Annotated in this window: 22 protein-coding genes; 14 read left to right on the forward strand and 8 right to left on the reverse strand. The window is 71.5% G+C overall.

What is annotated here, in order from left to right:
- Positions 1–51: 51 nt before the first annotated feature.
- Positions 52–1,017: a phosphotransferase family protein gene (locus ACGFZA_RS11620; protein ID WP_385280194.1), complete on the reverse strand. Its 966-nt coding sequence runs from the start codon at positions 1,015–1,017 to the stop codon at positions 52–54.
- Between the two features lie 43 nt (positions 1,018–1,060).
- Positions 1,061–1,825 (reverse strand): VOC family protein, encoded by a 765-nt coding sequence (locus ACGFZA_RS11625; protein ID WP_393678760.1) that lies wholly within the window; start codon positions 1,823–1,825, stop codon positions 1,061–1,063.
- Between the two features lie 142 nt (positions 1,826–1,967).
- Between ACGFZA_RS11625 and ACGFZA_RS11630 the strand changes: the two genes are divergently transcribed.
- Both ACGFZA_RS11630 and ACGFZA_RS11635 read left to right on the forward strand, forming a co-directional pair.
- The gene (locus tag ACGFZA_RS11630; RefSeq protein WP_393678761.1) at positions 1,968–3,644 is read left to right on the forward strand and encodes an FUSC family protein; all 1,677 of its coding nucleotides are present in this window, start codon (positions 1,968–1,970) and stop codon (positions 3,642–3,644) included.
- Positions 3,641–4,147 (forward strand): MarR family winged helix-turn-helix transcriptional regulator, encoded by a 507-nt coding sequence (locus ACGFZA_RS11635; RefSeq protein WP_385280202.1) that lies wholly within the window; start codon positions 3,641–3,643, stop codon positions 4,145–4,147. The genes ACGFZA_RS11630 and ACGFZA_RS11635 overlap by 4 nt, the downstream gene beginning before the upstream one ends.
- Positions 4,148–4,244: 97 nt before the next feature.
- Here ACGFZA_RS11635 and ACGFZA_RS11640 read toward each other — a convergent pair whose 3' ends face one another.
- Positions 4,245–5,003, reverse strand: a complete 759-nt coding sequence (locus ACGFZA_RS11640) for an IclR family transcriptional regulator (protein ID WP_393678762.1) — start codon at positions 5,001–5,003, stop codon at positions 4,245–4,247.
- 493 nt (positions 5,004–5,496) lie between these two features.
- On the opposite strand from ACGFZA_RS11640, the gene ACGFZA_RS11645 reads away from it, so the two are divergent.
- The 6 genes from ACGFZA_RS11645 (at position 5,497) to ACGFZA_RS11670 (ending at position 11,823) form a co-directional block, all read left to right on the forward strand.
- Positions 5,497–7,113, forward strand: a complete 1,617-nt coding sequence (locus ACGFZA_RS11645; RefSeq protein ID WP_393678763.1) for a sensor histidine kinase — start codon at positions 5,497–5,499, stop codon at positions 7,111–7,113.
- Positions 7,110–7,517: a roadblock/LC7 domain-containing protein gene (locus ACGFZA_RS11650; protein ID WP_385280212.1), complete on the forward strand. Its 408-nt coding sequence runs from the start codon at positions 7,110–7,112 to the stop codon at positions 7,515–7,517. The genes ACGFZA_RS11645 and ACGFZA_RS11650 overlap by 4 nt, the downstream gene beginning before the upstream one ends.
- The gene (locus ACGFZA_RS11655) at positions 7,514–7,885 is read left to right on the forward strand and encodes a DUF742 domain-containing protein (RefSeq protein WP_326740158.1); all 372 of its coding nucleotides are present in this window, start codon (positions 7,514–7,516) and stop codon (positions 7,883–7,885) included. The genes ACGFZA_RS11650 and ACGFZA_RS11655 overlap by 4 nt, the downstream gene beginning before the upstream one ends.
- Positions 7,866–8,480, forward strand: a complete 615-nt coding sequence (locus ACGFZA_RS11660) for an ATP/GTP-binding protein (RefSeq protein WP_385280216.1) — start codon at positions 7,866–7,868, stop codon at positions 8,478–8,480. The genes ACGFZA_RS11655 and ACGFZA_RS11660 overlap by 20 nt, the downstream gene beginning before the upstream one ends.
- Before the next feature lie 105 nt (positions 8,481–8,585).
- On the forward strand, positions 8,586–10,163 hold the full coding sequence (locus tag ACGFZA_RS11665) for a cytochrome P450 (protein WP_393678764.1): 1,578 nt from the start codon (positions 8,586–8,588) through the stop codon (positions 10,161–10,163).
- A 319-nt stretch (positions 10,164–10,482) separates the two neighbouring features.
- Positions 10,483–11,823 carry a 6-phospho-beta-glucosidase gene (locus ACGFZA_RS11670; RefSeq protein ID WP_393678765.1) on the forward strand — a complete coding sequence of 447 codons (1,341 nt, stop codon included), beginning with the start codon at positions 10,483–10,485 and terminating at the stop codon, positions 11,821–11,823.
- A gap of 278 nt (positions 11,824–12,101) precedes the next feature.
- Here the strand turns inward: ACGFZA_RS11670 and ACGFZA_RS11675 are convergent, their stop codons facing one another.
- From ACGFZA_RS11675 to ACGFZA_RS11685, 3 genes are all read right to left on the reverse strand, one after another.
- A complete protein-coding gene (locus ACGFZA_RS11675; protein WP_393678766.1) occupies positions 12,102–15,779 on the reverse strand; it encodes a DUF4132 domain-containing protein in 3,678 nt (1,225 codons plus the stop codon).
- A 273-nt stretch (positions 15,780–16,052) separates the two neighbouring features.
- Positions 16,053–16,493 (reverse strand): hypothetical protein, encoded by a 441-nt coding sequence (locus ACGFZA_RS11680; RefSeq protein WP_393678767.1) that lies wholly within the window; start codon positions 16,491–16,493, stop codon positions 16,053–16,055.
- On the reverse strand, positions 16,487–16,945 hold the full coding sequence (locus tag ACGFZA_RS11685) for an ATP-binding protein (protein WP_393678768.1): 459 nt from the start codon (positions 16,943–16,945) through the stop codon (positions 16,487–16,489). Before ACGFZA_RS11685 ends, ACGFZA_RS11680 begins: the two co-directional genes overlap by 7 nt.
- Positions 16,946–17,150: 205 nt before the next feature.
- Between ACGFZA_RS11685 and ACGFZA_RS11690 the strand changes: the two genes are divergently transcribed.
- The 4 genes from ACGFZA_RS11690 (at position 17,151) to ACGFZA_RS11705 (ending at position 19,666) form a co-directional block, all read left to right on the forward strand.
- A complete protein-coding gene (locus ACGFZA_RS11690) occupies positions 17,151–18,011 on the forward strand; it encodes a helix-turn-helix domain-containing protein (protein ID WP_385280233.1) in 861 nt (286 codons plus the stop codon).
- On the forward strand, positions 18,011–18,247 hold the full coding sequence (locus ACGFZA_RS11695) for a DUF397 domain-containing protein (protein WP_219567121.1): 237 nt from the start codon (positions 18,011–18,013) through the stop codon (positions 18,245–18,247). Before ACGFZA_RS11690 ends, ACGFZA_RS11695 begins: the two co-directional genes overlap by 1 nt.
- A 112-nt stretch (positions 18,248–18,359) precedes the next feature.
- Positions 18,360–19,166 carry an SAM-dependent methyltransferase gene (locus ACGFZA_RS11700; protein WP_393678769.1) on the forward strand — a complete coding sequence of 269 codons (807 nt, stop codon included), beginning with the start codon at positions 18,360–18,362 and terminating at the stop codon, positions 19,164–19,166.
- A 59-nt stretch (positions 19,167–19,225) separates the two neighbouring features.
- Positions 19,226–19,666: a YchJ family protein gene (locus tag ACGFZA_RS11705; RefSeq protein ID WP_385280240.1), complete on the forward strand. Its 441-nt coding sequence runs from the start codon at positions 19,226–19,228 to the stop codon at positions 19,664–19,666.
- A 103-nt stretch (positions 19,667–19,769) separates the two neighbouring features.
- On the opposite strand, the gene ACGFZA_RS11710 is transcribed toward ACGFZA_RS11705, so the two are convergent.
- Positions 19,770–21,842: an MDR family MFS transporter gene (locus ACGFZA_RS11710; RefSeq protein WP_393678770.1), complete on the reverse strand. Its 2,073-nt coding sequence runs from the start codon at positions 21,840–21,842 to the stop codon at positions 19,770–19,772.
- Between the two features lie 55 nt (positions 21,843–21,897).
- A complete protein-coding gene (locus tag ACGFZA_RS11715) occupies positions 21,898–22,725 on the reverse strand; it encodes a hypothetical protein (protein ID WP_385280243.1) in 828 nt (275 codons plus the stop codon).
- 78 nt (positions 22,726–22,803) lie between these two features.
- Here ACGFZA_RS11715 and ACGFZA_RS11720 point away from each other — a divergent pair, with 78 nt between their 5' ends.
- Positions 22,804–24,057, forward strand: coding sequence for a cytochrome P450 (locus tag ACGFZA_RS11720; protein WP_393678771.1), 1,254 nt, complete (start codon positions 22,804–22,806; stop codon positions 24,055–24,057).
- Between the two features lie 166 nt (positions 24,058–24,223).
- Entirely contained in the window at positions 24,224–24,679 is a 456-nt protein-coding gene (locus ACGFZA_RS11725; RefSeq protein ID WP_393678772.1) for an SRPBCC family protein, read from the forward strand.
- The last annotated feature ends 11 nt before the right edge of the window (positions 24,680–24,690 follow it).

Below are 24,690 nucleotides of genomic sequence, written 5' to 3' on the forward strand. Positions count from 1 at the left end.
GGGCGGCGTCCCGCCCGGCGGCGGGACGCCACGCTCCAGGGCGGGCGGCTCTCAGCCGTAGCGGAGGAACAGCTCCCGCACGTACTCCTCCAGCCGCCGGGTCAGCAGCCCGGGCGTCAGGTCGTCCCGGCCCAGTTCGCGCCAGGGGCCGGCCACCTTCTCGGCGTCGGGGGCGAAGGCGAGCGCGTCCAGCAGGCGCCAGTAGAGATGGTCGCCGGGCTCCTCCGCCAGCAGCCCGCCAGCGGCGAGATAGGCGTCGGCGAACGCCATGCCGGAGCCGGGGCCGTGCAGCAGGGCCAGCGCCGTCGAGCAGTGGGCCACGTCCAGGTCCGCCGGCCCCCACGACGTCTCCACCCAGTCGACGACGCCGGTGATACGCGGCGAGTCGGCCTCCCCGTCGAACAGCACGTTGCCCGGATGGAAGTCGCGGTGCAGGAACCGGGGGCGGTACTCCGGCGCGTCGCGGCGGATGACGTCGACGGCCCGTCGCCACAGCTCGGGCCGCGCGGTGGCCTCGGGCACGCGCACCCGGTCGGGTGCCGTCCATGCCTCGTAGGTACGGGGGCGCGTTTGCGCGGTGACCGGGACCCGGTGGATCCGGACCAGCTGGCCGGCCAGCAGCTCGGCCCGGGGCCCGGCTCCCTCGTCGGACAGGCGCACGGATCCGGGCAGCAGGGACATCAGCAGCGACGGGTGATCGCAGTGCGTCGCCGTCGCGTCCACCCCGTGCAGGGTCGCCGCCGGTATCTCCGTACCGCCCAGCAGAGTCAGGATGTCGGCCTCGCGTGTGAGCAGCCCCTCCGCGTGCCGGACGAAGAACGGCTTGACGAAGGAGCGCAGTACCAGCCGCCCGGGAGCCTCGCCGCCGGCGATACTCAGTCGTCGCATCTGCGAGGTCCAGCCGCCGCGCAGCCGCTCGGCGGCGACGACGCGCACCCCGTCGGGCAGTCCGTTGTCCACCCAGGCGCGGGTCTTCGCCCATCCCTGGTCCGGGCCGTCCGTGCCGATGCCGTCCATCGCTGCCTCCCCTTGTCGTAGGGGCAGGTTAGCCAGCGGGTGATCAGCCCTCGTCACCCGCCCGGTAGATGCCGAACACGGCGCCCTGCGGGTCGCGCACCACGGCGATGCTGCGGCTGTGCGCGATGTCCGTCGGGGGCATCAGGAGGTCGCCGCCCCCGCTCTGCGCGGTCGCCGCGGTCGCGTCGACGTCGGCGACGGCGATGTACGGCAGCCAGTGCGGCGGCACCTCGGGCGGGATGTTCTCGTCCATCGTCAGCAGGCCGCCGAAGTCCTCGCCGCCGACACCCCACTGCGGGTACGTCTCCGAGGCCGTGACCGTCCAGCCGAAGACGCCGGTGTAGAAGGCCAGCGCCGGCGCGCTCTCGCGGGCGGCGAGCTCGATCCAGCCCAGCGCGCCCGGTGCGTTGAACAGGTCGGCCCCGGCGAAGGCGCGGCCCTGCCACAGAGAGAACACCGCACCGGACGGGTCCGCGAGGACCGCGAACCTGCCCTCCTCGAACACGTCCATCGGGCCGACCAGCAGCGAGCCGCCGGCCGCCTTCGCCTTCTCGGTCACCGCGTCCGCGTCCTCGACGGCGAACGAGACCGTCCAGGCCGGCGGCTGCCCGGGCCGGTAGACGGGGCTGAGCGCCGCGACCCGGTCGTCCCCCAGGTGCGCCATGGTGTAGCCGCCCGCCTCCTCGCGCGGATCGGTCTCGCACCGCCAGCCGAAGAGGGCGGTGTAGAACGACTTTGCCGCCGGAACGTCGGAGGTGCTCAGCTCGATCCAGCAGGGACCACCGGGCACCGGTGCGGTGAGCTTCATTCGGACTCCTCCGTGCGTGGGCGGATGTGCGCGCGGCTTCCCGGCACAGCTGAACGCTACGGCCGTGCGCGGGGACGGGCCATCGGGAGACGCGTTCCGGAGAGAAGTTCTTCACGTGTGTAATACCTGCTAAAGTATTTGAGTGAGTAATACAAGCATCCGGACCCGGCAGCCCTCCGTCCGCAGAATCCCGCTGGCGGCGCCGCTGCGCCTGGCCCGGCCCTCGGACATGTGGTTCAAGCCCGCGACCAGCGTGGTGGTGGCCACGGCGATCCCCAACCTGGTGCTCTACTCCCTGGACCGTCTCGACCTCGTGATGTACACGATGGCCGGCTCGCTCTGCGCCCTGTACGGCCACAACCTGCCGTACGCCCGCCGCGCCAGGACCGTCGCCGGAGTCGTCCTCGGCATGCTCGTCGGCCTGGCGGTCTCCCTGGTCACGGCCTCGCTGAGCGGTTCGACCGCGGTCCTGATCGCCGTCGGCGCACTCCTGGCCGCCGGCCAGAAGCTGCTCTGCGACGCCACCCGCATCGGGCCTCCCGGACCGGTGATCTTCACCTTCGTCAGCTCCGCGGCCCTGTTCACTCCGCAGGAGACCGGGCAGGTGCCGGGCCACCTCGCCCTGACCCTCGGCGCCGGGGCCGTGTCCTGGCTGGTCACCCTCGCTCCCGCGCTGGTCCGCCGGGAAGGACCCGAGCGCCGGGCCACGGCCCGCGCGCTGAACGCCGCGGCCGCCCATGTCGCCGAGCCCGGCGACCGCACCCGCCGCGCCGCCGTCGCCGCCGTGCACGCGGCCTGGCAGACGCTTCTCGCCGCCGGCCGCCCCACCCCCGTACGCGGCGCACTGGAACGCCTCGTCGTCCACGCCGAGACCGCACTCTCCACGCGTGCGCGGGACACGGCCGAGGACGCCGACCGGCTCCGTGAATGGGCCCGGCGGACGCGGTCCCGCGGGCCCGTCCCCACCCCGGCACCCGCCCCCGGAACCGCCGCCGAACTCTTCGGAGTCGACGCCGAACGCGCCGCCCGCGGCGCAGCCCTGCGCACCCTGCTGCACCGCCTCGCCCCCGGCTCCCCGCTGCTCCCGGTCGCGGCCCGCACGCTGATCGGCTGCGCCCTGGCCGGATACATCTGCTCGGCCGTCGGCGTCGGCCGCCCCTACTGGGCGATCGTGACGGCCGCCTCGCTCTACCAGGCCAACGTCACGCTCTCCTGGAACCGCACGCTGCAACGCACCCTCGGAAACCTCCTCGGTGTCCTGGTCTTCGCCGCCGTGCTCCCGGCCGCCCGGATGGACCCGCTGGCCCTGATCGGCTTCTGCCTCTTCTTCGGGTTCGCCGCTGAGGCCCTGATCACCCGCAACTACTGGCTCGGCTCCGTGGCCGTCACCCCGATGGCGCTGCTCGTCCTGGAGTACGCCGGCAGCCACCCGGCCGGTGAACTCATCGGTGACCGGGTCCTGGACACCGTCATCGGGGCCGCCGTCGGGTTCCTCGCCACGGTGCTCGTCACCAACCGCCGCGCCGCCGGCCGCGTCGAGCAGGCCCTCGCCGCCGCCGAGCAGGCCCGCGCCCACGCCGTACAGACCCTCGCCGCGCCCGCGCCGACCCCCGCCGCCCTGGACGCGGCCCGCCGCAGGCTCACCGGATCCCTGGTCGAACTGCGCGAGGCGGACGACGCCGCAGCGGGTGAATGGTGGCAGCGCGCCCTGCCGCAGGAGGCGGTGCTCGCGGCGGAGCAGGCCGCACACCGTACGCTCGCGGCGACAGCGACACGGCAGGGGACGATCGTCCCGGCCCAGGAGAACGGAGTGGTGTGACCGACGACATCGTGGCCTCGGTGGTGCGCCAGTGGCAGGCCGTGAACCCGGAACTCGACACCGGGCCGATGGAGCTCATCGGCCGCATCAACCGCTGCTCCGCCCTGCTCCAGCAGGCCGAGGACGCACCGCTGCGGGCCGCCGGGCTGACCCGCGCCGAGTTCGACCTGCTGGGCGCAGTGCGGCGGACCGGTCGTGAACTCACCCCGGGCGAACTGGCCAGGGAGACGTTCTCCTCCGGCGCCGCCGTCACCAAGCGCCTCCGGGTCCTCCAGGAGAGCGGCCTCATCGACCGCCGCGGAGATGCCCGGGACCGCAGGGTCGCGCTCGTCCGCCTCACCGACGAGGGTCGCGAACTGGTCGACGGACTGCTGCCCAAGCAGCTCGCGTACGAACGCGCGTTGCTCTCCGGACTCGACGCCGAGGCGCGCGACCTGCTCGGCGCACAGCTCGGCGAGCTGCTGGTCCAGCTGGAGGGCCGCATCGGCGGCGCCCGCCGCTGACCGCCGGGCCTGGCCGGGCGTGCCGGGCGCCCGGCGGCGCGACGCGGGCCTCACCCGGTCCCGTCGGCATGGTCCGATGCGCATCGCGCCGTCGGGCCTACCCGGTGCCGTCGAGCAGTGCGGCGGACCGGAGCAGTTCCCCGGCGCGGCGTTCCAGCGCGGCGTCGTCGCCGCGGCAGGCCGGTGCGCACGCCACCAGAGCCAGCCGGTCACGCCGGCTGGAACCGGTCAGCGGCACGGCGACCGCGTTCATCCCCTGCACCGACTCGCCGCGGCTGAGCGCGTATCCGCGGTCACGGATCCGGGCCAGCTCGGCCAGGAGATCCGGCCGCGAGGCGATGGTGCGGGGAGTGACCGCGTCCAGGCGCTCCTGGGGGTACAGGGCGCAGACCTGTTCGGTGGTCATCCGGGCGAGCAGCAGCTTGCCGCCCGCGGTGGCGTGCGCGGGACGGGTGCGGTCCCGCTCCAGCGTCACCCGTACCGGATGGCAGGACTCCCGGCCGTCCGTGACGATGACCTGATCGCCGATCAGGGCGCTGCTCAGCACGGTCTCGCCCGTGCGCAGGACGGCGTCCTCCAGTACCGCGCGGACCCGCTCCCGGACGGGGGCTCCGAACCCGGCCGGACGGCCCAGCCGTACTAGCTCGGGTCCGGCCGAGTAGCCCCGCCCCGAGTCCTCCCGGATCGCGAACCCGCGCGCCTCCAGGGTGCTGAGGACCCGGTGGGCGGTGGACCGGCCGATCGAGAGCAGCTCGGCCGCCCCGGAGACGGTCAGTGAGTCATGCGTGAGGAACAACCGCATCAACCGGAGCCCGGTGTCGAGCGATTCGATGGTGTAGCCCCGCGCCGACCCCATGAGACGTCTGTTCCCCTTCGTGTCCCGAATTGCCCTGCACCCTTGCGGTGGTCATGAATCTGCTCCTTTCGATCCACTTCGATCACATGTGCCCTTGTCCCTCTGTGTGGGACACAATGGATCTTCCTGAAGCGGGATCGCTCGGCAACCAATCCGTGCACCGTACTTCTTGAAGGCCCATGGGTCGTACGCAGCGGGTGACCCAGGTGTCACCGTCCCGCGGTGGAGGACGACAGCAGGCGATTCCCTCGGATCGTTCCGCCTCGTCACTCCCCGCGCACGCTTGTTGGCGGTGCGTGCAAAAACTCGTGAGTGTATTACCGCGGAAGCGCTCGCGCAGGGGGTTGGGTGAATGTGCCGAAGCGCTGTTTCGATCTGACTAAGCTCACGCGCAGTGAAGTCGAGTTGATATGAATTCGAGCGCTTGTTCCCTACTGCCCTGCAAGCGCCGTACCTCCTGATTACCTCCCGAATCAACCGCCAGAGGTTTTAGATGGTTCGTGTCGAATCACCACCGATCGACCGAGAAACACCCGTCGTCCGGGCCGTGTTGCTGCCCGTCGTCGTGATGGCCGGCGCAACCGCCGCCGGTGTCGCGCTGGTTACCGAGTCCGCGCGGATTCCAGTCGTCTGGTGCGGCGTCTTCGCCACCGTCGTGGTCGCCGTACTCACCGCCGAACTCTCCCGCCGCTCACGCACGATCCGGCGGCAGCGCGCCCACTACGAGCAGCGCGTCACCGCCCTGGAGCGGCGCATCGCCAGTCACGACGAAGAGACCGTGCGGATCAGCAAGGAGCTCCTCCCCGCCGCGATCCACCGGCTGCGCGTGGGCAATTCGCCCGACGAGGTGCTCCGGGACGTCGTCGACGGAGACGACGTCTACCGCCATCTCCCGGACTCACAGCGCGCCCTCGTCTACACCGTGCTGGACATCATCGACAACGAGGAGGCGACGCGTGACTCCGCGCAGCGCGCCTTCGTCAACGTCGCCCGCCGCGTCCAGGCGATCGTCCACCGGCAGGCCAGTGAACTGCGGGAGATGGAGGAGCACCACGGGCGCAACCCCGACGTCTTCGACGACCTCCTGCGCATCGACCACGGCACCGCGCTGATCGGCCGGCTCGCCGACTCCATCGCCGTGCTCGGCGGGGCCCGCCCCAGCCGTCAGTGGCCCAAGCCCGTACCGCTGTTCAGCGTGCTGCGCGGCGCCATGTCGCGCATCCTGGAGTACCCGCGCGTCGATCTGCACTCGATCGCCAAGGTCGCCATCATCGGCACCGCGGTCGAACCGCTCATCCACGCCTGCGCCGAACTCCTCGACAACGCCACCCGGTACTCGCCGCCGCAGACCCGCGTGCACGTCACCGCCGTCGAGGTCCAGACCGGCATCGCCATCGAGATCGAGGACGGCGGTGTCAGCCTCAGCGAGGAGGCCCGCGCCCGGGCCGAGAACATGCTCGCCAGGGCCCAGGCCGGCTCCAGCATGAACGACCTCGGCGAGTCGCCCCGCCTCGGCATGGCGGTCGTCGGCCGGCTGTCGCGGATGTACGACCTCCAGGTGTCGCTGCGGCAGTCCGCGTACGGCGGTGTCCGGGCCGTGCTCATCGTGCCCCGCGCCATGATCACCACCGGACCCGCTCCGGGTATCGCCCACGGCATCGGCGCCACGTCGCGGCCCACCAGCGACATCGACCTCGCGGACATGAAGCACGTCGTCCCGACCCGCAGTGCCCACCGCAAGCCGCAGCCCGTCGCCTCCCGCCAGTCCACCGGGCCGGTCGCAGCCGACGCCCGCCCGGCCGCACCGGCCGCCGCCGTGGAGGACAACGCCCCGGTGGTCACCGAGTGGACCTCGGGCGGACTGCCGCAGCGCCGCAGCAGGGGCCGCGCGCCGCTGGGTTCGCACAACCTTCCCGCCCAGTCGACCGACGGCGGCCCGGTCCGGAGCAACGGCAACGGCAACGGCAACGGCAACGGTCAGGGCAACGGCAAGGAGCCGCCTCCCGGGATCTGGCTGGAGGCGTTCACCAAGGCCGCCAACGGCGTGCCGCAGGAGCCCGGAGCGGACGAAAACTCTGACGACGCGTGGGACAAGGGAGACCTGAAGTGATCCAGCAGCGGGGCAACATGGACTGGATGCTCAAAGAGCTTGCCGACGACGTCCCCGACATCCACCAGATCGTCGTGCTCTCCGCGGACGGTCTGCGCATCGCCCGGCACGGCGGCGACCCCGACGTCGCCGACCGGCTCGCGGCGGCCTGCGCCGGGCTGCAGAGCCTGGCCGCCGCGGTCGCCTCGGAAATCCCGTACAGCGACGGCCGGATGCGGCTCGTCGTCATCGAGGTGACCGGCGGCTTCTTCTATCTGATGGCCGCCGGGACCGGCGCCTACCTCGCGGTCCTCGCCGGCGAAACGGTGGACGCGGGACTCGTCGGAGCACGGATGCGCGACATGGTCGTACGCATCGGCGCCCACCTCACGAGCCCGCCCCGACACGACGGGCAGGCCGGATGAGTTCTTCCCGACGAGAACGCCGCAAGGCCGATCCGGCACTGAGCGATCCGGAACGGCTGTACGTCATCACCGGCGATCCCGACGGCAGCGAGCGGGCAGCACTCGACCTGGTCACGATGGTGGTCTCGAAGTCGCAACCCAAACCGACGGTCCAGCCCGAGCAGGCCGTGATCCTTCGGCTCTGCCAGGCACCGTTATCCGTCGCCGAGATCTCCGCCTATCTCAGCCTGCCCTTCAGTGTGGTGACCTCGCTCCTCACCGAACTCCTCGCCACGGAACTGATCGAATCGCGCGCGCCGATCGTCCGCGCGACCCTCCCGGACAGGTCCCTCCTCGAAGCGGTGATGCATGGACTTCAGAAACTCTGACACGATCACGGGCCCCCGGAGCGAGGACGTCCTCCCCACCACGGCCACCGCCGCGGTGAAGGTCGTCATCGTCGGCGGGTTCGGGGTCGGCAAGACGACCATGGTCGGCTCGGTCAGCGAGATCCGGCCGCTGACCACCGAAGAGACCATGACCCAGGCCGGCGTGGGCGTGGACGACAACTTCGGGGTGGAGAGCAAGACCGCCACCACCGTCGCCATGGACTTCGGCCGGATCAGCATCAGCCAGGAGCTGATCCTCTATCTGTTCGGCACCCCCGGCCAGGAGCGCTTCTGGTTCCTGTGGAACGGACTGTTCGAGGGCGCACTCGGCGCCGTCGTCCTCATCGACACCCGCCGGCTCGAAGTCAGTTTCGACGTCATCGGGCGGCTGGAGGAACGCGGAGTGCCGTTCGTCGTCGCCGTCAACACCTTCCCCGGTGCACCGAGCCACCCCGTCGAGGCGCTGCGCAGCGCCCTGGACCTGCCGGACGAGGTCCCGATGATCAACTGCGACGCCCGGCTGCGCGCCTCCAGCCGCGATGTGCTCATGACGCTGATGCGTTACCTGCACGGCCTGGCCGTCCCGCTCGGCTGACGTCGCCCCACGCGTTGCCCGCACGTCCAGCCCGCAACCGGTCCGCGCGCCCCCACCGCGTACCCCATTCGTCCGGCCCTTGGCAGCCTGATCCCTGGAGCGATCGTGACAACCCCATTCCACTACGAGCCCGGCGAAGCCCCGGCGCCGGTTCCGCCCCCCGGGTGCCCGGCCCACGGCCTCGGCACCGGCCCCGGCGGCCTGCGACGGCTCTACGGCCCCGAGGCCGAACAGGATCCGCACGGCCTGTACGAGAAGCTGCGCGCCGAACACGGCTCGGTGGCGCCCGTGCTGCTGCACGGCGACGTACCCGCCTGGCTCGTCCTCGGGCACAGCGAGAACCTGTACATGACCCGTACGCCCTCGCAGTTCTCCCGCGACTCGCGCCGATGGCGGGCCCTCCAGGACGGCACCGTCGCACCCGACCACCCGCTGGCCCCGATCTTCACCTGGCAGCCGGTCTGCGTCTTCGCCGACGGTGCCACCCACGAGCGACAGCGCGGCGCCGTCACCGACGCCATGAGCCGGATCGACACCCGCGGCGTGCGGCGTCACGTCAACCGCTACAGCAGCCGCCTCGTCAACGACTTCTGCCGGGAGGGCCGCACCGACCTGGTGAGCCAGTTCGCCGAGCGGCTGCCCATGATGGTGCTGTGCGCGATCATCGGCATGCCCGAGGAGTACAACGACCGGATGGTGCAGGCCGCCCGCGACATGACCCGGGGCACCGCGACCGCCGTCGAGAGCAACGCCTACGTGCTGGAGACGCTGAACCGTCTCGTCGAGCGGCGCCGCCGTGAACCCGCGGACGACTTCGCCACCTGGCTCGTCGAGCACCCGGCCGAGATGAACGACAAGGAGCTGGCCGAGCACCTGCGGGTCATCCTGATCTCCGCCTACGAAGCGACCACGAACCTGATCGCCAACGTGCTCCGCATGGTGCTCACCGACCCGCGCTTCCGGGCCCGGCTCAGCGGCGGCCACATGACCGTCCCCGAGGCGGTCGAGCAGACCCTGTGGGACGAACCGCCGTTGACCGCGGTCTTCGGCCGCTGGGCGGTGGGCGACACGGAGCTGGGCGGGCAGCGCATCAAGGCGGGCGACGCGCTGATCATCGGCATCGCCCCGGCCAACACCGACCCGGTGGTGCGCCCCGACCTGAACGCGGGCATGGAGGGCAACCGCGCCCACCTCGCGTTCAGCGGCGGACCCCACGAGTGCCCGGGCCAGGACATCGGGCGCGCCATCGCGGACGTGGGAGTCGACGCCCTGCTGATGCGGCTGCCCGACCTCGAACTCGCCGTCGACGAGAGCGAACTGCGCTGGGTCGGCAACTTCATGGGCCGCCACCTGGTGGAGCTCCCCGCCGAGTTCGCGCCGCGCCCCCCGCAGGACGACCGGGAACCGCCGTCCATGGGCAGGCCGAACCCGTCGCGCCAGGACTGGGAGGTGCAGTCCGCGGTACGTCACACGGCGCCGACCCCGGTACGCGCCACCGCCCCGTCGGCACCGGCCCACGCACCGGCCGGCGCGAGTCCGACGGGGGCGACCGCCGCCGTCGACGGATCCGTCGACGGCGGGGCGGGCGATGTCTCCGCCGCCGGGATGATCCCGCAGCAGCGCAGGCCCGCCGCCCCGGCCAGGCTGTGGCGCGTCGTGACCCGCTGGTGGAACGGCCACTGACCGGCAGCGCCCGACGGTGAAGGCCCGGTGACGGAACCCTGGGGGCCCCGTCATCGGGCTCCTCGGGTTCCGCCGCCCCGGGCCGTCGCCGCGGTAACGACCTGGTGCGCAGGGGAGAGTGGACCGGCGAGCGGCCTCATGCGGCTTCGCATCCAGGGCGGCGGAGGGAAGCGACGCGGAGCGTCGTTGACCGACGACAACGCCGGAGGCGAAGCCGCAGGGCGTCGGGAGCACTCGCGCTCTCGCTCACCAGGCCGTCAGCGCGCACCGGCCGGTCGCTCGGGGCCCCGCGCCGTTGCCCCACGTACCATGCGGAAGCGTGAAGCTGACAATTCTGGGCGGCGGCGGATTCCGGGTACCACTGGTGTACGGGGCGCTGCTCGCCGACCACGCCGAGGGCCGCGTCTCGGCCGTCACCCTCTACGACACGGACCTCGACCGGCTGACCGCCGTGGCTCGGGTCCTCACCGAGCAGGCCGAGGGAATCCCGGACGCGCCCACCGTCGTCGCGACCACCGAACTGGACGACGCGCTGCGCGGCGCCGACTTCGTCTTCTCGGCGATCCGCGTCGGCGGCCTCGCCGGCCGGGCCGCGGACGAACGGGTGGCACTCGACGAGGGTGTGCTCGGCCAGGAGACGGTCGGGGCGGGCGGAATCGCCTACGGGCTGCGCACCGTGCCGGTCGCCGTCGATCTGGCCCGCCGTATCGCCCGGCTCGCCCCGCATGCCTGGGTCATCAACTTCACCAACCCCGCCGGCCTCGTCACCGAGGCGATGTCCCAGCACCTGGGCGACCGTGTCATCGGGATCTGCGACTCGCCCGTCGGCCTCGGCCGACGCATCGCCCGCGTGCTCGGCGCCGACCCCGACCGGGCCCGGATCGACTACGTCGGCCTCAACCACCTCGGCTGGGTGCGCGGGCTGTACGTGGAGGGCCGCGACGAACTTCCCCGCCTGCTGGCCGACCCGGAGCTGCTCGGCTCGTTCGAGGAGGGCCGGCTCTTCGGAACCGACTGGCTGCGCTCCCTGGGCGCGATCCCCAACGAATACCTGCACTACTACTACTTCAACCGTGAGGCCGTCCACGCCTACCAGCAGGCGGAGCAGACCCGGGGCGCTTTCCTGCGCGAACAGCAGGAGGGCTTCTACGGCCGGATGAAGGACCCGGCGACGCCCGCGCTCGCCACCTGGGACCGCACCCGCGCCGAGCGCGAGGAGACGTACATGTCGGAGAACCGGGAGGTCGCGGGCGCCGGTGAGCGCGACGAGAGCGATCTGGATTCCGGCGGCTACGAGCAGGTCGCGCTCGCCCTCATGCGCGCCGTTGCCCGGAACGAACAGACATCCCTCATCCTCAACGTCCGCAACCGCACCACCCTTTCGGTGCTGGACGCGGACGCCGTCATCGAGGCCCCGTGTCTCGTCGATGCGAACGGTGCCCGCCCCGTGGCCGTCGAGCCACTCCCGTACCACGCCGTCGGGCTGGTCACAGCGGTCAAGGCCGTGGAACGCGCGGTGCTCGACGCGGCAGCGAGCGGCTCGCGCGCCGACGCCGTCCGGGCCTTCGCGCTGCACCCGCTGGTCGACTCGGTCACCGTCGCCCGCCGGCTGGTCGACGGTTACACCAAGGTCCACCCCGAGCTCTCGTATCTGCGCTGAGCCGTGGGCCCGGGGCCCGGTCCGACGCCGCGACCACTGACACCGGGAGCGGACGTGGCGGCGGGGGAGGACGTGGGCGGCGGGGGCGGAACGTGGCGCCGGGGGCTGAGTGTCGGCTGCCGGGGTTAGGCCAGGGGGCCGAGGGGCCAGGGGCGGGCGCTACCAACCCTCGCCCCTCCCGTCAGGTCCGTCCGTCTCCTCCGGCCCGTCCGTCTCCTCCGTCCCGTCCGTCCCACCCATCACGTCCACCGTCCCGGTGGATGCGTGGTCCCGTCCGGTTATGACGCGACGCCTTCGGTCAGTTCGGCCAGGTCGGCGAGCAGCTCGGACACGGTGACGGCGTCCAGTCCGCCGAAGCGGAGCCGGTAGCTGTGGCGCGCCCAGTAGTCGCCGGGCCGTGTGTCGAGCCAGACGGTCTCCAGGGTCTGGTCGGGGAACAGGTCGACCACGCCGACCGCGATGCCTGTGTCCAGTGCGATGACCACGGAACATTCGTCGCCGAGCCGCTTGGAGATCCACCGCTCCACCCCGGCGTCCTGCGGCACCCCGCGTTCCCAGCCGCGGCGCTCCAGACCGAGTACCTTGCCCGTCGGTACTTTGAGGCCCTCGAAGCGGGTCAGACGGTGGCTGCCCGCCTCCTCCTCGGTCGGTGTGAACACGGTGCGCTTCAGTTGAGGGAAGGGCTGGAGGATCCCGGCATCCGCGAACACCGACGTCCAGGCGGCCAACTCCGCGCCCAGGTGCAAGGGGTGAGGCAGGCGCACGGTCGCTTCTCCGGAGAGCGCGAAGGCCTTGTCCTCGGCATCGACGCACGTACGGTCCTGCGCCACGCGGAACGCGGTGGCCTGCCCGTCCGTCTCGCTCAGCCACACCAGGCGTCGCACCAGGTGCCACAGCAGCGGATGGCCGACGAACAACTCGCCGAACTCCTGCGCCGTCCAGGACCGGCCCGCCACCATCGCGGCCTCCAGCCGCCGCACCTGGTCGGAGGCGACCGTCCGCACGTCCTTCTTCAGCGCCATGAACCGCTTGCGCTCCGCCGGGGCGAGCTCCATGTCGTCCCGGGCGCCCGGCTTCGGCAGGTCCTTGCGGCGCTTGCCGTCACCGTCCTGTACGTACGGCCGCAGCTGCTCGTCGAATCCCACGGTGAACGTCCGGCTGCCGTAGTCGACGACCGTGGTGCCGTGCCTGTCCAGACCGAAGTCGGGCACCAGCCGGTCGGAGAGCTGATCTCCGGTGAGCCCCAGGCCGGCGGCCACCTCGGCGATCTTCTCCGTCGCCCGGGCCTTCAGGGCCTTGAACTTCACCCGCTGCGCGATGCCGTGCAGATGCAGGAGCGCGACGTCGCTACCGATCGTCGCGAGCACATCGAGGCCCTCGACCGCGCGATGGTGGGCACCCTCGCCGGGCCAGGACCGGATCACCGGTGTCAGGCGGCGCACCGTCTCGTCGTCGCCCAGCCGGCCCAGGGCGTACAGCGCCCACGACTCCTTGGCGGGAAGGGAGGCCAGACGCCACTGCTCGAAGAGCGCCCAGGCGAACTCGGCCAGTGAGGCGGCATCCGCCGTCCGCGTGACCTCCGCGAGACCCGGATACGGTCCACCGGGACCGGACATCGCCAGCATGGTCAGCAGATGGCGCACCGACTCGTGCGGCAGGGCGCCGCCCGACGCGACGGCGATCTGCGGCAGCAGCGCCGGATCCGCCCACCCCGGCGTCTGTGGCATGACGCCGGGCAGTGCCCGCTCCAGCGGATCGGCCGTCAGCAGTCCGGTCACCGTGTCCGCCGCCTGCGCGCCGTACTCCTCGGCGGCACGGCGTACCACGGCATCCCCGTGCAGCGCGGCGATCTGGACCAGGGCCTGCTCGGCGGCGTGCCGCGCCCTGCCGGGCCTGCCGACGGCGTCCGGCACCAGCAGCGGAGCGGCCCGGACACCATGCCGCTCGAACCAGGAACGGGCGAGGGGGGCCGTGGACTTGAGCCGTACCGACCAGTCGGCCATGTGCCGGGCCACCGACGTGCCGACGAAGGGCAGCAGCAACTGCGCGAGGGAGCTCGGCTGACGGGGAACGACCCGCAGGAGCAGCGGCAGGGCGGCAGGTCCGAAACGGGCGACGATCGGCTTCAGCGTGTCCGAGCCGTCCCACAGATCGGTCGGATCCCAGGTGGCGAGCAGCGGTACGACCAACTCCTCGGGGCCGTGGACGTAGATCCACGCCGGCTGAAGGTCCGGCGCGTCGAGGCGGTAACGCAGCGCCGCGATGTCTTTCTCCCAGTCGCCGCCTCCGTGTTGACGGGTGTACCAGCTGGTGGAGGCCGCCCACTGATCCCGTTCGCCGGGCAGCCACTCCGTCACGGGCTCGGCGGCAGAGGCCAGGCCCGTCACGACCACGGGCTTCGCCCTGCTCCGCTGCCGTGTCCACGGCGGGGCCTTCAGCACGGCCGGCAGGGCGCCGGCGGGCGCGTCGGCGATCCGGTCCGACGGGTTGAGGAGCGGTTCGACGATGTTCGCCAGGCTGCTGTCGAGCGTCGGCAGGACCCTCTCCACCAGCGCGCGGTGGGCGGCGATATGTCCCATGAGCAACTGCCGGGAGATGCGCGTCGCCGTACTGCCGAGGTCGCGGACCTCTGCGGCGAGCAGCCGGAGCGCCCGGACCGGATAGCGGTGCATGGCCTCCATGAGGGCGGGCCGGACATGCTTGGTGGCCGCGTGGCCGAGCAGGAGGAGGAACGCCTCGTCCGTCGGGAACTCCACGAGGGCGTGGGAGACCTGCTTCACGCCGTCCGCATGGGCGTAGGCATGGTGCAGGTCCGGGGCGAGCAGCGGAACGACGGCGGTGCCGATGCCCTCGGCCGCGGTCGCGATCAGGGCGGTGCTGTGTCCGATGACGGGCCTGTGCGCGAAGGCCCGGGCCTGTTCCGCGGAGTTGAGAGCGCAGTACACCAGGGAGAGGACCGCGTTGTCCTGCTCGGCGGCGACTTCGGGATCCGTGCAGAGCGCGGCGACCCAGTCGGTCTCGCTCGGTGCCAGATAGGCCGTGACGATCCGCCGGTAGCAGTCGGTACGACAGCGGGAGAGCGCCTCGACCGTGGCCCGGTAGGTCTCCTCGTCCGCCGCGGCGAGCAGCGACCGCACCCGGTCGGCGGCCGGACGGCAGGTCTCCGTCCAGTACGACTGCGGGGTGTGGGTGCGTGCTTCGAGCCACGGGTCGTAGCGCTTGGAGCCCCGCTGCATCCAGTGGGCCTCGGTCAGGAACAGTTCGACCACGGCACGGGCGGCGAACGGCAGTCCGCGCAGCCGCACCCAACTGTCGGCCCAGGAACCGGCATGCGGCGAGACGAGTCCGACGATCGAGGCCACCGCGGCCGCCCCGGCCGGCGAATGGCTGCCGGCCAGGTGCAGCCGCGTCAGGTCCACGAGCCCCGCATCGCTGCCCGGCGCGTCCAGGAACTCCTGGATCCACGCCTTCTCCTCGGCCGTCCGGGCCTCGACGGCCGTCAGCTGTTTCGGCTGGGTCCTGGCGGGCGTGCGCACCACCCCGCCGCGCCGGGGGTGCAGAACGCGCTGCCAGCCGGCCGGGAGCACGAACGTGTCCTCGTCGGGCAGCGCCGCGGGATTCTCGCCCCTCTCACCCGCCTCCGGCCCGGACCGTGCGCCCGAACGATCCGCCGGCCCCACGGGGCCCGACGCGACCGAGGCCGATCCCGCCGGAACCGGCGCCGGCTTCACCGGATCCGTCGGCGCCGGAGCGCCCACCTCGCGGTAGCCCTTGCGTTCCTTCTCGGCGATCGACTTCGCCATCTGCGCGTCCGCGGAGGCCGCGGACGCGTACTCCTTCGTCCGCGTGCGTCCCCCGCTCCCGCAGCGCCCGTACCGCACCGTCACCAGGGCGCCGTCCGCCACGGTCTCCCAGAACTTCGACGCAGTGCCCTCGGCGTACTCCCAGCGACGCACAGGTCCGCCCCCCTTCATGCCCGTTCGACCCGTACTGTCACGGGCTTTTCGATCAGTGCTCCCACACTAGAACCGACCACTGACAACGCAGAGTGACCGAGATCCGGGAGGAGGGAAAGAGCGGGTCAGCCGCCGCGTGCACGCCGCCGTGCAGCTGCACGGCGGCGCCGCCGGAGTCTCCGGGCACGGTGCCACCGGCGTCTCGCCCGGGCTCGGCGGAGCCGCTCCACCGGGACGGCCGGGGCGTCGTCCAGCCCGCCCCATCCCCACGGGTCAGGGGGCCGAGACGACGCGCGGGCCGCCCGCGGGCGCCCACGAAGGGGTCACACCCGTCACCTGGCACACCATGAGGAACAGCGGAATGGGCGGCGTGTACGGTGTGCGGCTGTCGGGCTGGTGGATCAGCCGGGGCCGTACCGCGGGGACGTACGCCCCTCGCGCGTACGATGCCTGACCCGGCCAGTCCAGATCGAGGTCGGAGCCGGCCGGGACGATCCACCACCAGCGGTCGGCGTCCGCGAAGACGCAGCCCGTGCGCGGCAGATGCGACATCAGCCGGAAGCCGTAGCGCGCGGGCACACCCACCGCGTCGCAGCCCAGGCTCGCCGTGAGGGCCGTCGGCAGCGGCAGTTGCACCATGCCGATGCCGGTGGTGCGGCCCGGCTCGCGGGAGCGCCTGGCTCCGAGCAGATGGGACATGGCGTTCTTCAACATGAGTGCTCCGAGCCGTGCGGCAGTTCCGCCCAGACGATGCGGCCCGAGCCGTCCCCGGCGTCGCGGGACCCCCAGGCGCTGCACATCGTGTCGACGAGCAGCAGGCCGCGTCCGTGCTCGTCGTCGGCGCCGGCGCCCAGTCGGGGCCCGCCGGGCTGGTGTCCTTGGTCCTGCACGGCTATGCGCAGCCGGTTCTCCAGGCGGCGCAGTTCGCACACCACGCGTGCGCTGGCGGTGTGCACCACCGCGTTGGTGACCAGTTCGGACACGATGAGGACCGCCGCGTCGTGGGCGTCGCCGGTCAGCCGCCACTCGTCCAGCCGGGAGCGCGTCAGCCGTCTGGCCCCGGCGACCGACTCGGGGTGCGCGGGCAGGGCGAAGCAGTATCGGAGCGCTTCCGTCCCGGGGCTGAGGTCCATGAGCCGGGGGATGAGCGCACTGCCAGGTGCCACGACCGAATCCTCACAGTGGGGGCTGTGTCACGCTTCGCGATCTTCCTGGAAGAGAGCGGGCATGACGACCGAACTGGTTCACACCCCAACTGTCCCCCTGTCGTGAACACTTGGCAAGGGGCACTCTGAAAAATTCAGAGTGGCTGTGTCTTTGGTGGCACGCACATGGCACACTCATGCCAAACAGCGCATGGGGAGGTCTGAAGTGAGCGAACCGCGGTCCGCCCCGACCGTGGGTCAGGTCGTTCTCGGCAAGCGCCTGCAGGATCTGCGGGAGCGCGTCGGCCTGAGCCGGGACCAGGCAGCCAAGGTGCTCCGCGTCGCTCCGGCGACGATCCGCAGGATGGAGACCGCCGAGGTCGCTCTCAAGGTCCCCTATGTGCAGTCGCTCCTGAAGGCCTACGGGATCGGCGAGGAGGAGGCCGACGCCTTCGTCGACCTCACCGAGGAGGCCAACAAGCCGGGCTGGTGGCAGCGGTTCCACGACGTGCTGCCCGACTGGTTCAGCATGTACGTCAGCCTGGAGGGCGCCGCGAGCCTCCTGCGCATGTACGAGCCCCACTTCGTCCCCGGACTCCTGCAGACCGAGGACTACGCGCGCTCGGTGATGCGCACCGGAGCCGTCGGCCAGACCAGGCCGGAGGACATCGAGCGCCATGTGGCACTGCGCATGGAGCGGCAGTCCCTGCTGACGCGCCCGGACGCCCCGAGGCTGTGGGTGGTGATGGACGAGACGGTGCTGCGCCGTCCGGTGGGCAGCCCCGACGCCATGCGCGCGCAGACCGACCGGCTGCTGGAAGCGACCGACATGCCCAACGTGACCCTGCAGATCGCCGAGTTCTCCACCGGCCATCACCCGGGCACCTACGGGCCGTTCGTCCTGTTCCGCTTCGCCGTTCCCGAACTGCCCGACATGGTCTACAGCGAGTACCTGACCGGGGCCGTCTACTTCGACGCGCGTCCCGAGGTGGCTTCGTACCTCGAGGTCATGGACCGCATGGCGGCCCAGGCCGCGACTGCACAACGCACGAAGGAAATCCTCCGGGACTTCCGCAAGGAGCTGTGATGACCCCCATATACAACGGCATGCCGGCCGCTGATCTCGGCTCCGAGGGCTGGTACAAGCCGTGGAGCGGTGGCAACGGCGGCAACTGCGTCGAGGCGATGAAGCTCTCCGACGGAAGGATCGCCATGCGCCAGTCCGCCGACCCCGACGGCCCGGCCCTGATCTACTCCCACCGCGAGATCGCCGCTTTCATACAGGGGGCGAAGGCCGGTCAGGCAGACTTCCTTCTGACCTGACCTGACCTGACCTGACTGACCTGGCCCACCCACCAACCCGCGCGGACGCTTCCCGGTCGCCGCGTACCCGCATTCGTTCTCTGTTCGCCGACACGGATCCAAGGAGCGCGCTATGACCGGGCACGAGCCCTCTGCCGAGATCGACACCAGCAAGCCGCATCCCGCGCGGATGTACGACTGGTTCCTCGGCGGCAAGGACAACTATCCGGTCGACGAGCAGATGGCCCGGCAACTGCTGGCCGTGGACGCGCGCGGGCGTGACATGGCGCGCGTCAACCGTGCCTTCATGCACCGCGCGACCCGCTGGCTCGCGGAGAACGGCATCCGGCAGTTCCTCGACATCGGCGCCGGCATACCGACCGAGCCGAACCTCCACCAGGTCGCCCAGCGGACCGCACCGGACGCGCGCATCGTCTACTGCGACAACGACCCGATCGTCCTCGCCCACGCAGCGGCCCTGCTGTGCTCCACGCCGGAAGGCGCCACCGAGTACATCCAGGCCGACGCGCGCAGGCCCGAGGTCATCCTGGAAGCAGCCGGCAAAGTCCTCGACTTCGACCGACCGATCGCCCTTTCCCTGCTGGCGCTGCTGCACTTCCTGGACGACGAGGACGGTGCCGCCGAACTCGTGGACCGCCTGGTGGACCAGCTCGCCCCCGGCAGCTACCTCGTCCTCTCACAGACCACCGGCGACTTCGATCCGGAGGGCGCGGCCCAGGCCGCCGCCATGTACAGGGCCCGGGGCATGACGCTGCGCCCGCGCAGCCGCGCCGAACTCACCGCGTTCTTCGGCGGCCTCGAACTCGTCGACCCCGGTGTCTCGCTCTCCGCCGACTGGCACCCGGAACTCGGCGAGGTCGTCGACGTCCTGGGCGACGAGCCGATCCCGGGTTATGCGGGCGTGGCCCGCAAGGTCTGACGCGGCGGTCCGTGCGGGCCCGGTCGGGGACCGGTGCCGCCGCAGGCCACAATGGACCCATGTCCCGACGCACCTCACGCCCCCGACGGCCCTCCGCCGCCCCCGCCTTTCAGGTCACGGCCGCCGTGCCGTGCCCGTGCGGGCTGCCCGCCACCTACGGCGAGTGCTGCGGGCGGTTCCACGCGGGGGCGCAGGCACCGACGTGCGAGGCGCTGATGCGTTCGCGGTACACCGCCTTCGTCGTCCGGGACATCGCGTACCTCCTGCGCACCTGGCACCCGGACCACCGCCCGGAGGTCCTCGACCTCGACCCCGGACAGCGCTGGCAGGGGCTGGAGATCCTGGAGACGACGGAGGGCAGCGCCTTCCACACCGCGGGCACGGTCACCTTCCGGGCGCATTACACGGCCGGTGGCCACCGTGATTCGCTGCATGAGAAGAGCCGCTTCGTCCGGCACGAGGGCGCCTGGGTCTACGAGTCCGCCGTCTTCGCCGACTGACGGGGCGAGGACGAGCCGGCAGCCCGGCCCCCCCTGGCTGCCCGCCCGGCAGACCGGGGCCCTGTCTCGGACCGGGCCGTTGCCTCGGACCCGGGCCCCCTCCTCAGACCGGCGCTCCTGCCGGGGCCGCCGGCGCGAGCTCCTGCGTCAGGTCCTCAGCCAGCAGCCGCTTGGCGATGACGTCGACCGCGGCGCGCAGCCGGGCGTCGTCCGCCTGCTCCTGCTGGTCGCCGAGCTGCTCGGTGAGCCAGTGGGACCACGCGTCGTTGATGGTCCCGGCCTCCCGGCTGCCCGCCTCGGTGTGCGTGAACAGATGGCCGTCCCCGGTGAGATAGCCCTCCTCGATCATCCGGTCGAAGACGGGCACCAAGACCTCCGGCGGGATCCGGTGCCTGGCCGCGATCAGCCGGAGCCCCGCATGGCCGACCATCCGGGTGAACAGCTCCACCTGCATCACCGCCCAGGCCCCCGCCATGTCGAGCCGGGTGTCGGACGAGGCCACGATCCGCCGGGCCGTGTCCGGGTCCACCCGGCGCAGCACCTTGGCCACCGAGAACTCCAGCAGCCGGGCCGAGTCCCCGGCGCTCGGCGAGGCGAACCCGTCACCCATGTCGGTCGAGGAGGCCCGTGCCGTGTCCCGCAGCGTCACCTGCTTCAGGAACAGCGCCACGACGAACCCGATCAGCGCCACCGGCACCGTCCACAGGAACACCGTGTGCAGGGTGTCGGCATAGGCCTGGGCCAGCGGCGCCGACTGGGCGCCGGGGAGGGCGTGCAGCCGCTCCGGACTCTGCGACGCCGCCGCCACCACCGCCGGATCACCGCCCGCCCGCACGGCCGCCGCCACCCCCTCCTGTAGGTTCGGGCCCAGCGAGTTGGCGTAGATCGTGCCGAACACGGCGGTGCCGAAGGAGCTGCCGAGCGTACGGAAGAACGTCACGCCCGATGTCGCCGTACCCAGGTCCGCATAGTCGACGGTGTTCTGTACCGCGATCGTCAGCACCTGCATGGACAGCCCGATGCCGAGTCCGAGCACCAGCATGTACAGCGACTCCAGCCACACCCCGCTGTCCGGACCCATCCGGGAGAGCAGGAACAGCCCGATCGCCATGACCAGAGAGCCCACGATGGGGAAGATCCGGTACCGGCCGGTCTTGCTGACCACGTTGCCGCTGAAGATCGAGGCTGCCAGCAGACCGATGACCATCGGCAGCGTCCGGACGCCCGAGAGCGTCGCCGAGTCCCCGTCCACGTACTGCAGATACGTCGGCAGGAAGATCATCGCGCCGAGCATCGCGAAGCCCACGATGAAACTGAGGATCGAGCACACCGTGAAGACCGGATTGCTGAACAGCCGCATCGGCAGCATCGGTTCCTTCGCCCGGAACTCGACGAGGCAGAAGGCCGCCAGGGCGACCAGGCCGAGCAGGAACAGACCGATGATGACGGACGAGCCCCAGGCGTACTGGTTGCCGCCCCAGCTCGTCGCCAGGATCAGGGAGCTCGCCCCGACCGTGACCATCGCGATGCCCAGGTAGTCGATCACCGGACGTCCCGCCGCCTTCACGGACGGAATGGTACGGGCCGCCGCGATGACCACCACGATCGCGATCGGCACGTTGACGTAGAACGCCCAGCGCCAGGTCAGATGGTCGGTGAAGAGGCCGCCGAGCAGCGGTCCGATGACGGTCGACACGCCGAAGACCGCGCCGATCGCCCCCTGGTACTTTCCGCGGTCGCGCAGCGGGATCACATCGGCGATCAGCGCCATCGACGTGACCATCAGACCGCCCGCGCCGATGCCCTGCAGACCGCGCCACACGATCAGCAGCGTCATGTTCGTCGCGAGCCCGCAGAGGAACGAGCCCGTGATGAAGATGATCGCCGAGACCTGGAAGACGATCTTCCGGCCGAACAGGTCGCCGAACTTGCCGACCAGCACCGTCGCCACGGTCTCCGCGAGCAGGTACGCCGTCACCACCCACGACATGTGCTCGGCGCCCCCGAGGTCCGAGACGATCGTGGGCAGCGCGGTGCCCACGATCGTCTGGTCGAGGGCGGCCAGCAGAATGCCCAGAACGATCGTCGCGAAGACGATGTTCCGGCGGCGCGGATCGAGCAGAGGCGGTGCGCCGGCAACCTGCGCGGCGGGGGCGGTCTCGCTGGCAGTGGTCACCTTTGCACCTTCACACCGCCCCATGTCACCCGCATGCGGGAGGCCGCCGGACGTGTCAGCCCAGCAGATCCTTCAGCGACGCCTTCATCCGCGCGACGAACGCCTCCCGCACCGGGGCACCCACCCGGTCCAGCGAGAGATACGGATTGAGGTCCTCCAGCTCGACGAGCAGCAGCTCACCCGTCTCCGTCCGGCACGCGTCGACCCGCTGGATGCCGTGGTCGAGCGTGTTCCAGTCGATGAACGAACGCGCGAACGCCAGATCCGCCGCACTCGCCCGGTACGGCTCCAGCACCCACCGCTGCTCCGGGTGCGGCGCGTTCAGCGCGTACTGGAAGTCGTGGTCGACGAAGTAGAAGGACACCTCGTAGCGGAAGTCGATCCGCGGCTGGACCAGCTGTGTGCCGTCCGCCTCGGGAGACAGGACCGGGGTACGGACGAACTGCAGCCCCACCGAGTCGGCGCCCAGCTTCGGCTTGATCACATAGCCCTCGGCCCCGGGCAGCAGTCCCAGATCCGCCGCCCGGTCCACGGTGGGGATCACCGGGTATCCGGCCCGGCTCAGGTCGACCAGATACTGCTTGCCCGCCATGTCGCCACGGCCCGTCAGCGGGTTGTACACCCGCGTGCCCAGCTCCCGGGCCCGCGCGCAGAACGCGTCGTACGCCTCCTGGTAGTGCAACACCGGACCGCTGTTGCGCACGACGACGGCGTCGAAGCCCTCCAGCAGCGCGGCGGCGTCGCGAGGGTGACAGAGAGCGACGTCGAAGTCCTCGCGCAGCCGCGATGTCAGCTGGATGTCCTCGTCGCAGTAGCGGCGGCCGCGGGCCTCGTAGGCGAGATCGGTGACGAAGAGAACGGACGGACGCGGACCGGCGGGCATGGTTCCCCCTGGGGGTGTCAGGTCGGACGGTAAGTCAATTACCTTGGCGGCGTTGCCCGTCAACGACCCTGGAGCGTCATGACATCTGCCCCACAAGAGTCACTCGCCTCGCAAGCACCGCCCGTACCCGACATTCTCTCGTCCGCCTTCGCCGCCGATCCCTACGGGGCCTACCGGATCATGCGTGAGAGCCACCCGCTGATCAGGCACGAGGCCACGAACAGTTACATCGTCTCCCGGTACGCGGACGTCGAGCGGGTCTTCAAGGACAAGGCCGGGGAGTTCACCACCGACAACTACGACTGGCAGATCGAGCCCGTCCACGGCAGGACCATCCTCCAGCTCAGCGGACGCGAGCACTCCGTACGCAGGGCCCTGGTCGCCCCGGCCTTCCGGGGCACCGACCTCCAGGAGAAGTTCCTCCCGGTCATCGAACGCAACGCACGCGAGCTGATCGACACCTTCCGGCACACCGGCGAGGCCGACCTCGTCGACGCGTTCGCGACCCGCTTCCCCGTCCTCGTCATCGCCGACATGCTCGGCCTCGACAAGGCGGACCACGACCGCTTCCACGGCTGGTACACCACCGTCATCGCCTTCCTCGGCAACCTCGCGGGCGACCCGGAGGTGGCGGCGGCCGGAGACCGGACCCGGCAGGAATTCGCCGAGTACATGATCCCGGTCATCCAGGAGCGGCGGAAGGCACCCGGCGACGACCTGCTCTCCGCGCTCTGCGCCGCCGAGGTCGACGGTGTCCGGATGAGCGACGAGGACATCAAGGCGTTCTGCAGCCTGCTGCTCGCCGCCGGCGGCGAGACCACCGACAAGGCCATCGCCTCGATCTTCGCCAACCTGCTGACCCACCCCGAGCAGCTCGCTGCCGTCCGCGAGGACCGCACCCTCATCGACCGGGCCTTCGCCGAGACGCTGCGGCTCACCCCGCCGGTGCACATGATCATGCGGCAGACGGCCGTCGACGTGGAGCTCGGCGGCGGCCGGGTGCCCGCGGGCTCGACCGTCACCTGTCTGATCGGCTCGGCCAACCGGGACGCGTCCCGGTACGGCGACCCCGACCGTTTCGACATCTTCCGCACCGACCTCACCAGTACCTCGGCGTTCTCCGCGGCCGCCGACCATCTGGCCTTCGCCCTCGGCCGTCACTTCTGCGTGGGCGCGCTGCTGGCCAGGGCCGAGGTGCGGACCGGGGTGAACCTGCTGCTCGACGCGATGCCCGACGTACGCCTCGCGGACGGGTTCACCCCGTCCGAGCGGGGCGTCTTCACCCGGGGGCCGCAGTCGCTGCCGGTGAGGTTCACCCCGGTCGCGGGGTGAGACGAGGGCGGGATCCGGCCCCGGGGCCGGATCCCGGCGCGGGCAGGACCCGCACCGGGATCCCGCGGGCCCTGACGGGCCGGATCCGTCCGGCCGACCTACGATCGGGCCACGGTACGGTGCGGACCGGCATGGTGCGGGCCGACGCTGATCAGGAGGAGCAGCCATGGCCACGCGGTTCGACGCGACGGTGGAGATCGACCGGCCGATCGAGGACGTCTTCGCCATCCTCGCCGAGGGGACGCACGATCCCGAGTTCAGCCCGCGGGTCCAGCGGATCGAGAAGCAGCCTCCCGGTCCCACCGCCGTCGGCACGCGCTTCCTCAGCACGGTGAAGGACGCCGGTATGAAGACGCGGCGGGAGTTCGAGATCACCGAGCTGGTGGCGCCGCACCGGATCCGCTGGCAGGAGCGTTCGAAGAACGCCGTCACGGCGGCGGACGGCGGTTACGACCTCGAACCCACGGCCGGCGGCGCGACGAAAGTCCGCCTCTTCAACACCCTGGAGGGCCACGGCGTCGGCAAGCTCCTCGTCGGCCTCGCGGGCAGCGCGGCCCGCAAGGACGCCCCGGCCTTCGGGCAGCGCATCAAGGCCGTGGTGGAGGCGGCGGTCGCCCCGTGAGCCGCCCCTCC

Origin of the sequence: Streptomyces sp. NPDC048211, assembly GCF_043202315.1 — a bacterium.
Taxonomy (GTDB): Bacteria; Actinomycetota; Actinomycetes; order Streptomycetales; family Streptomycetaceae; genus Streptomyces.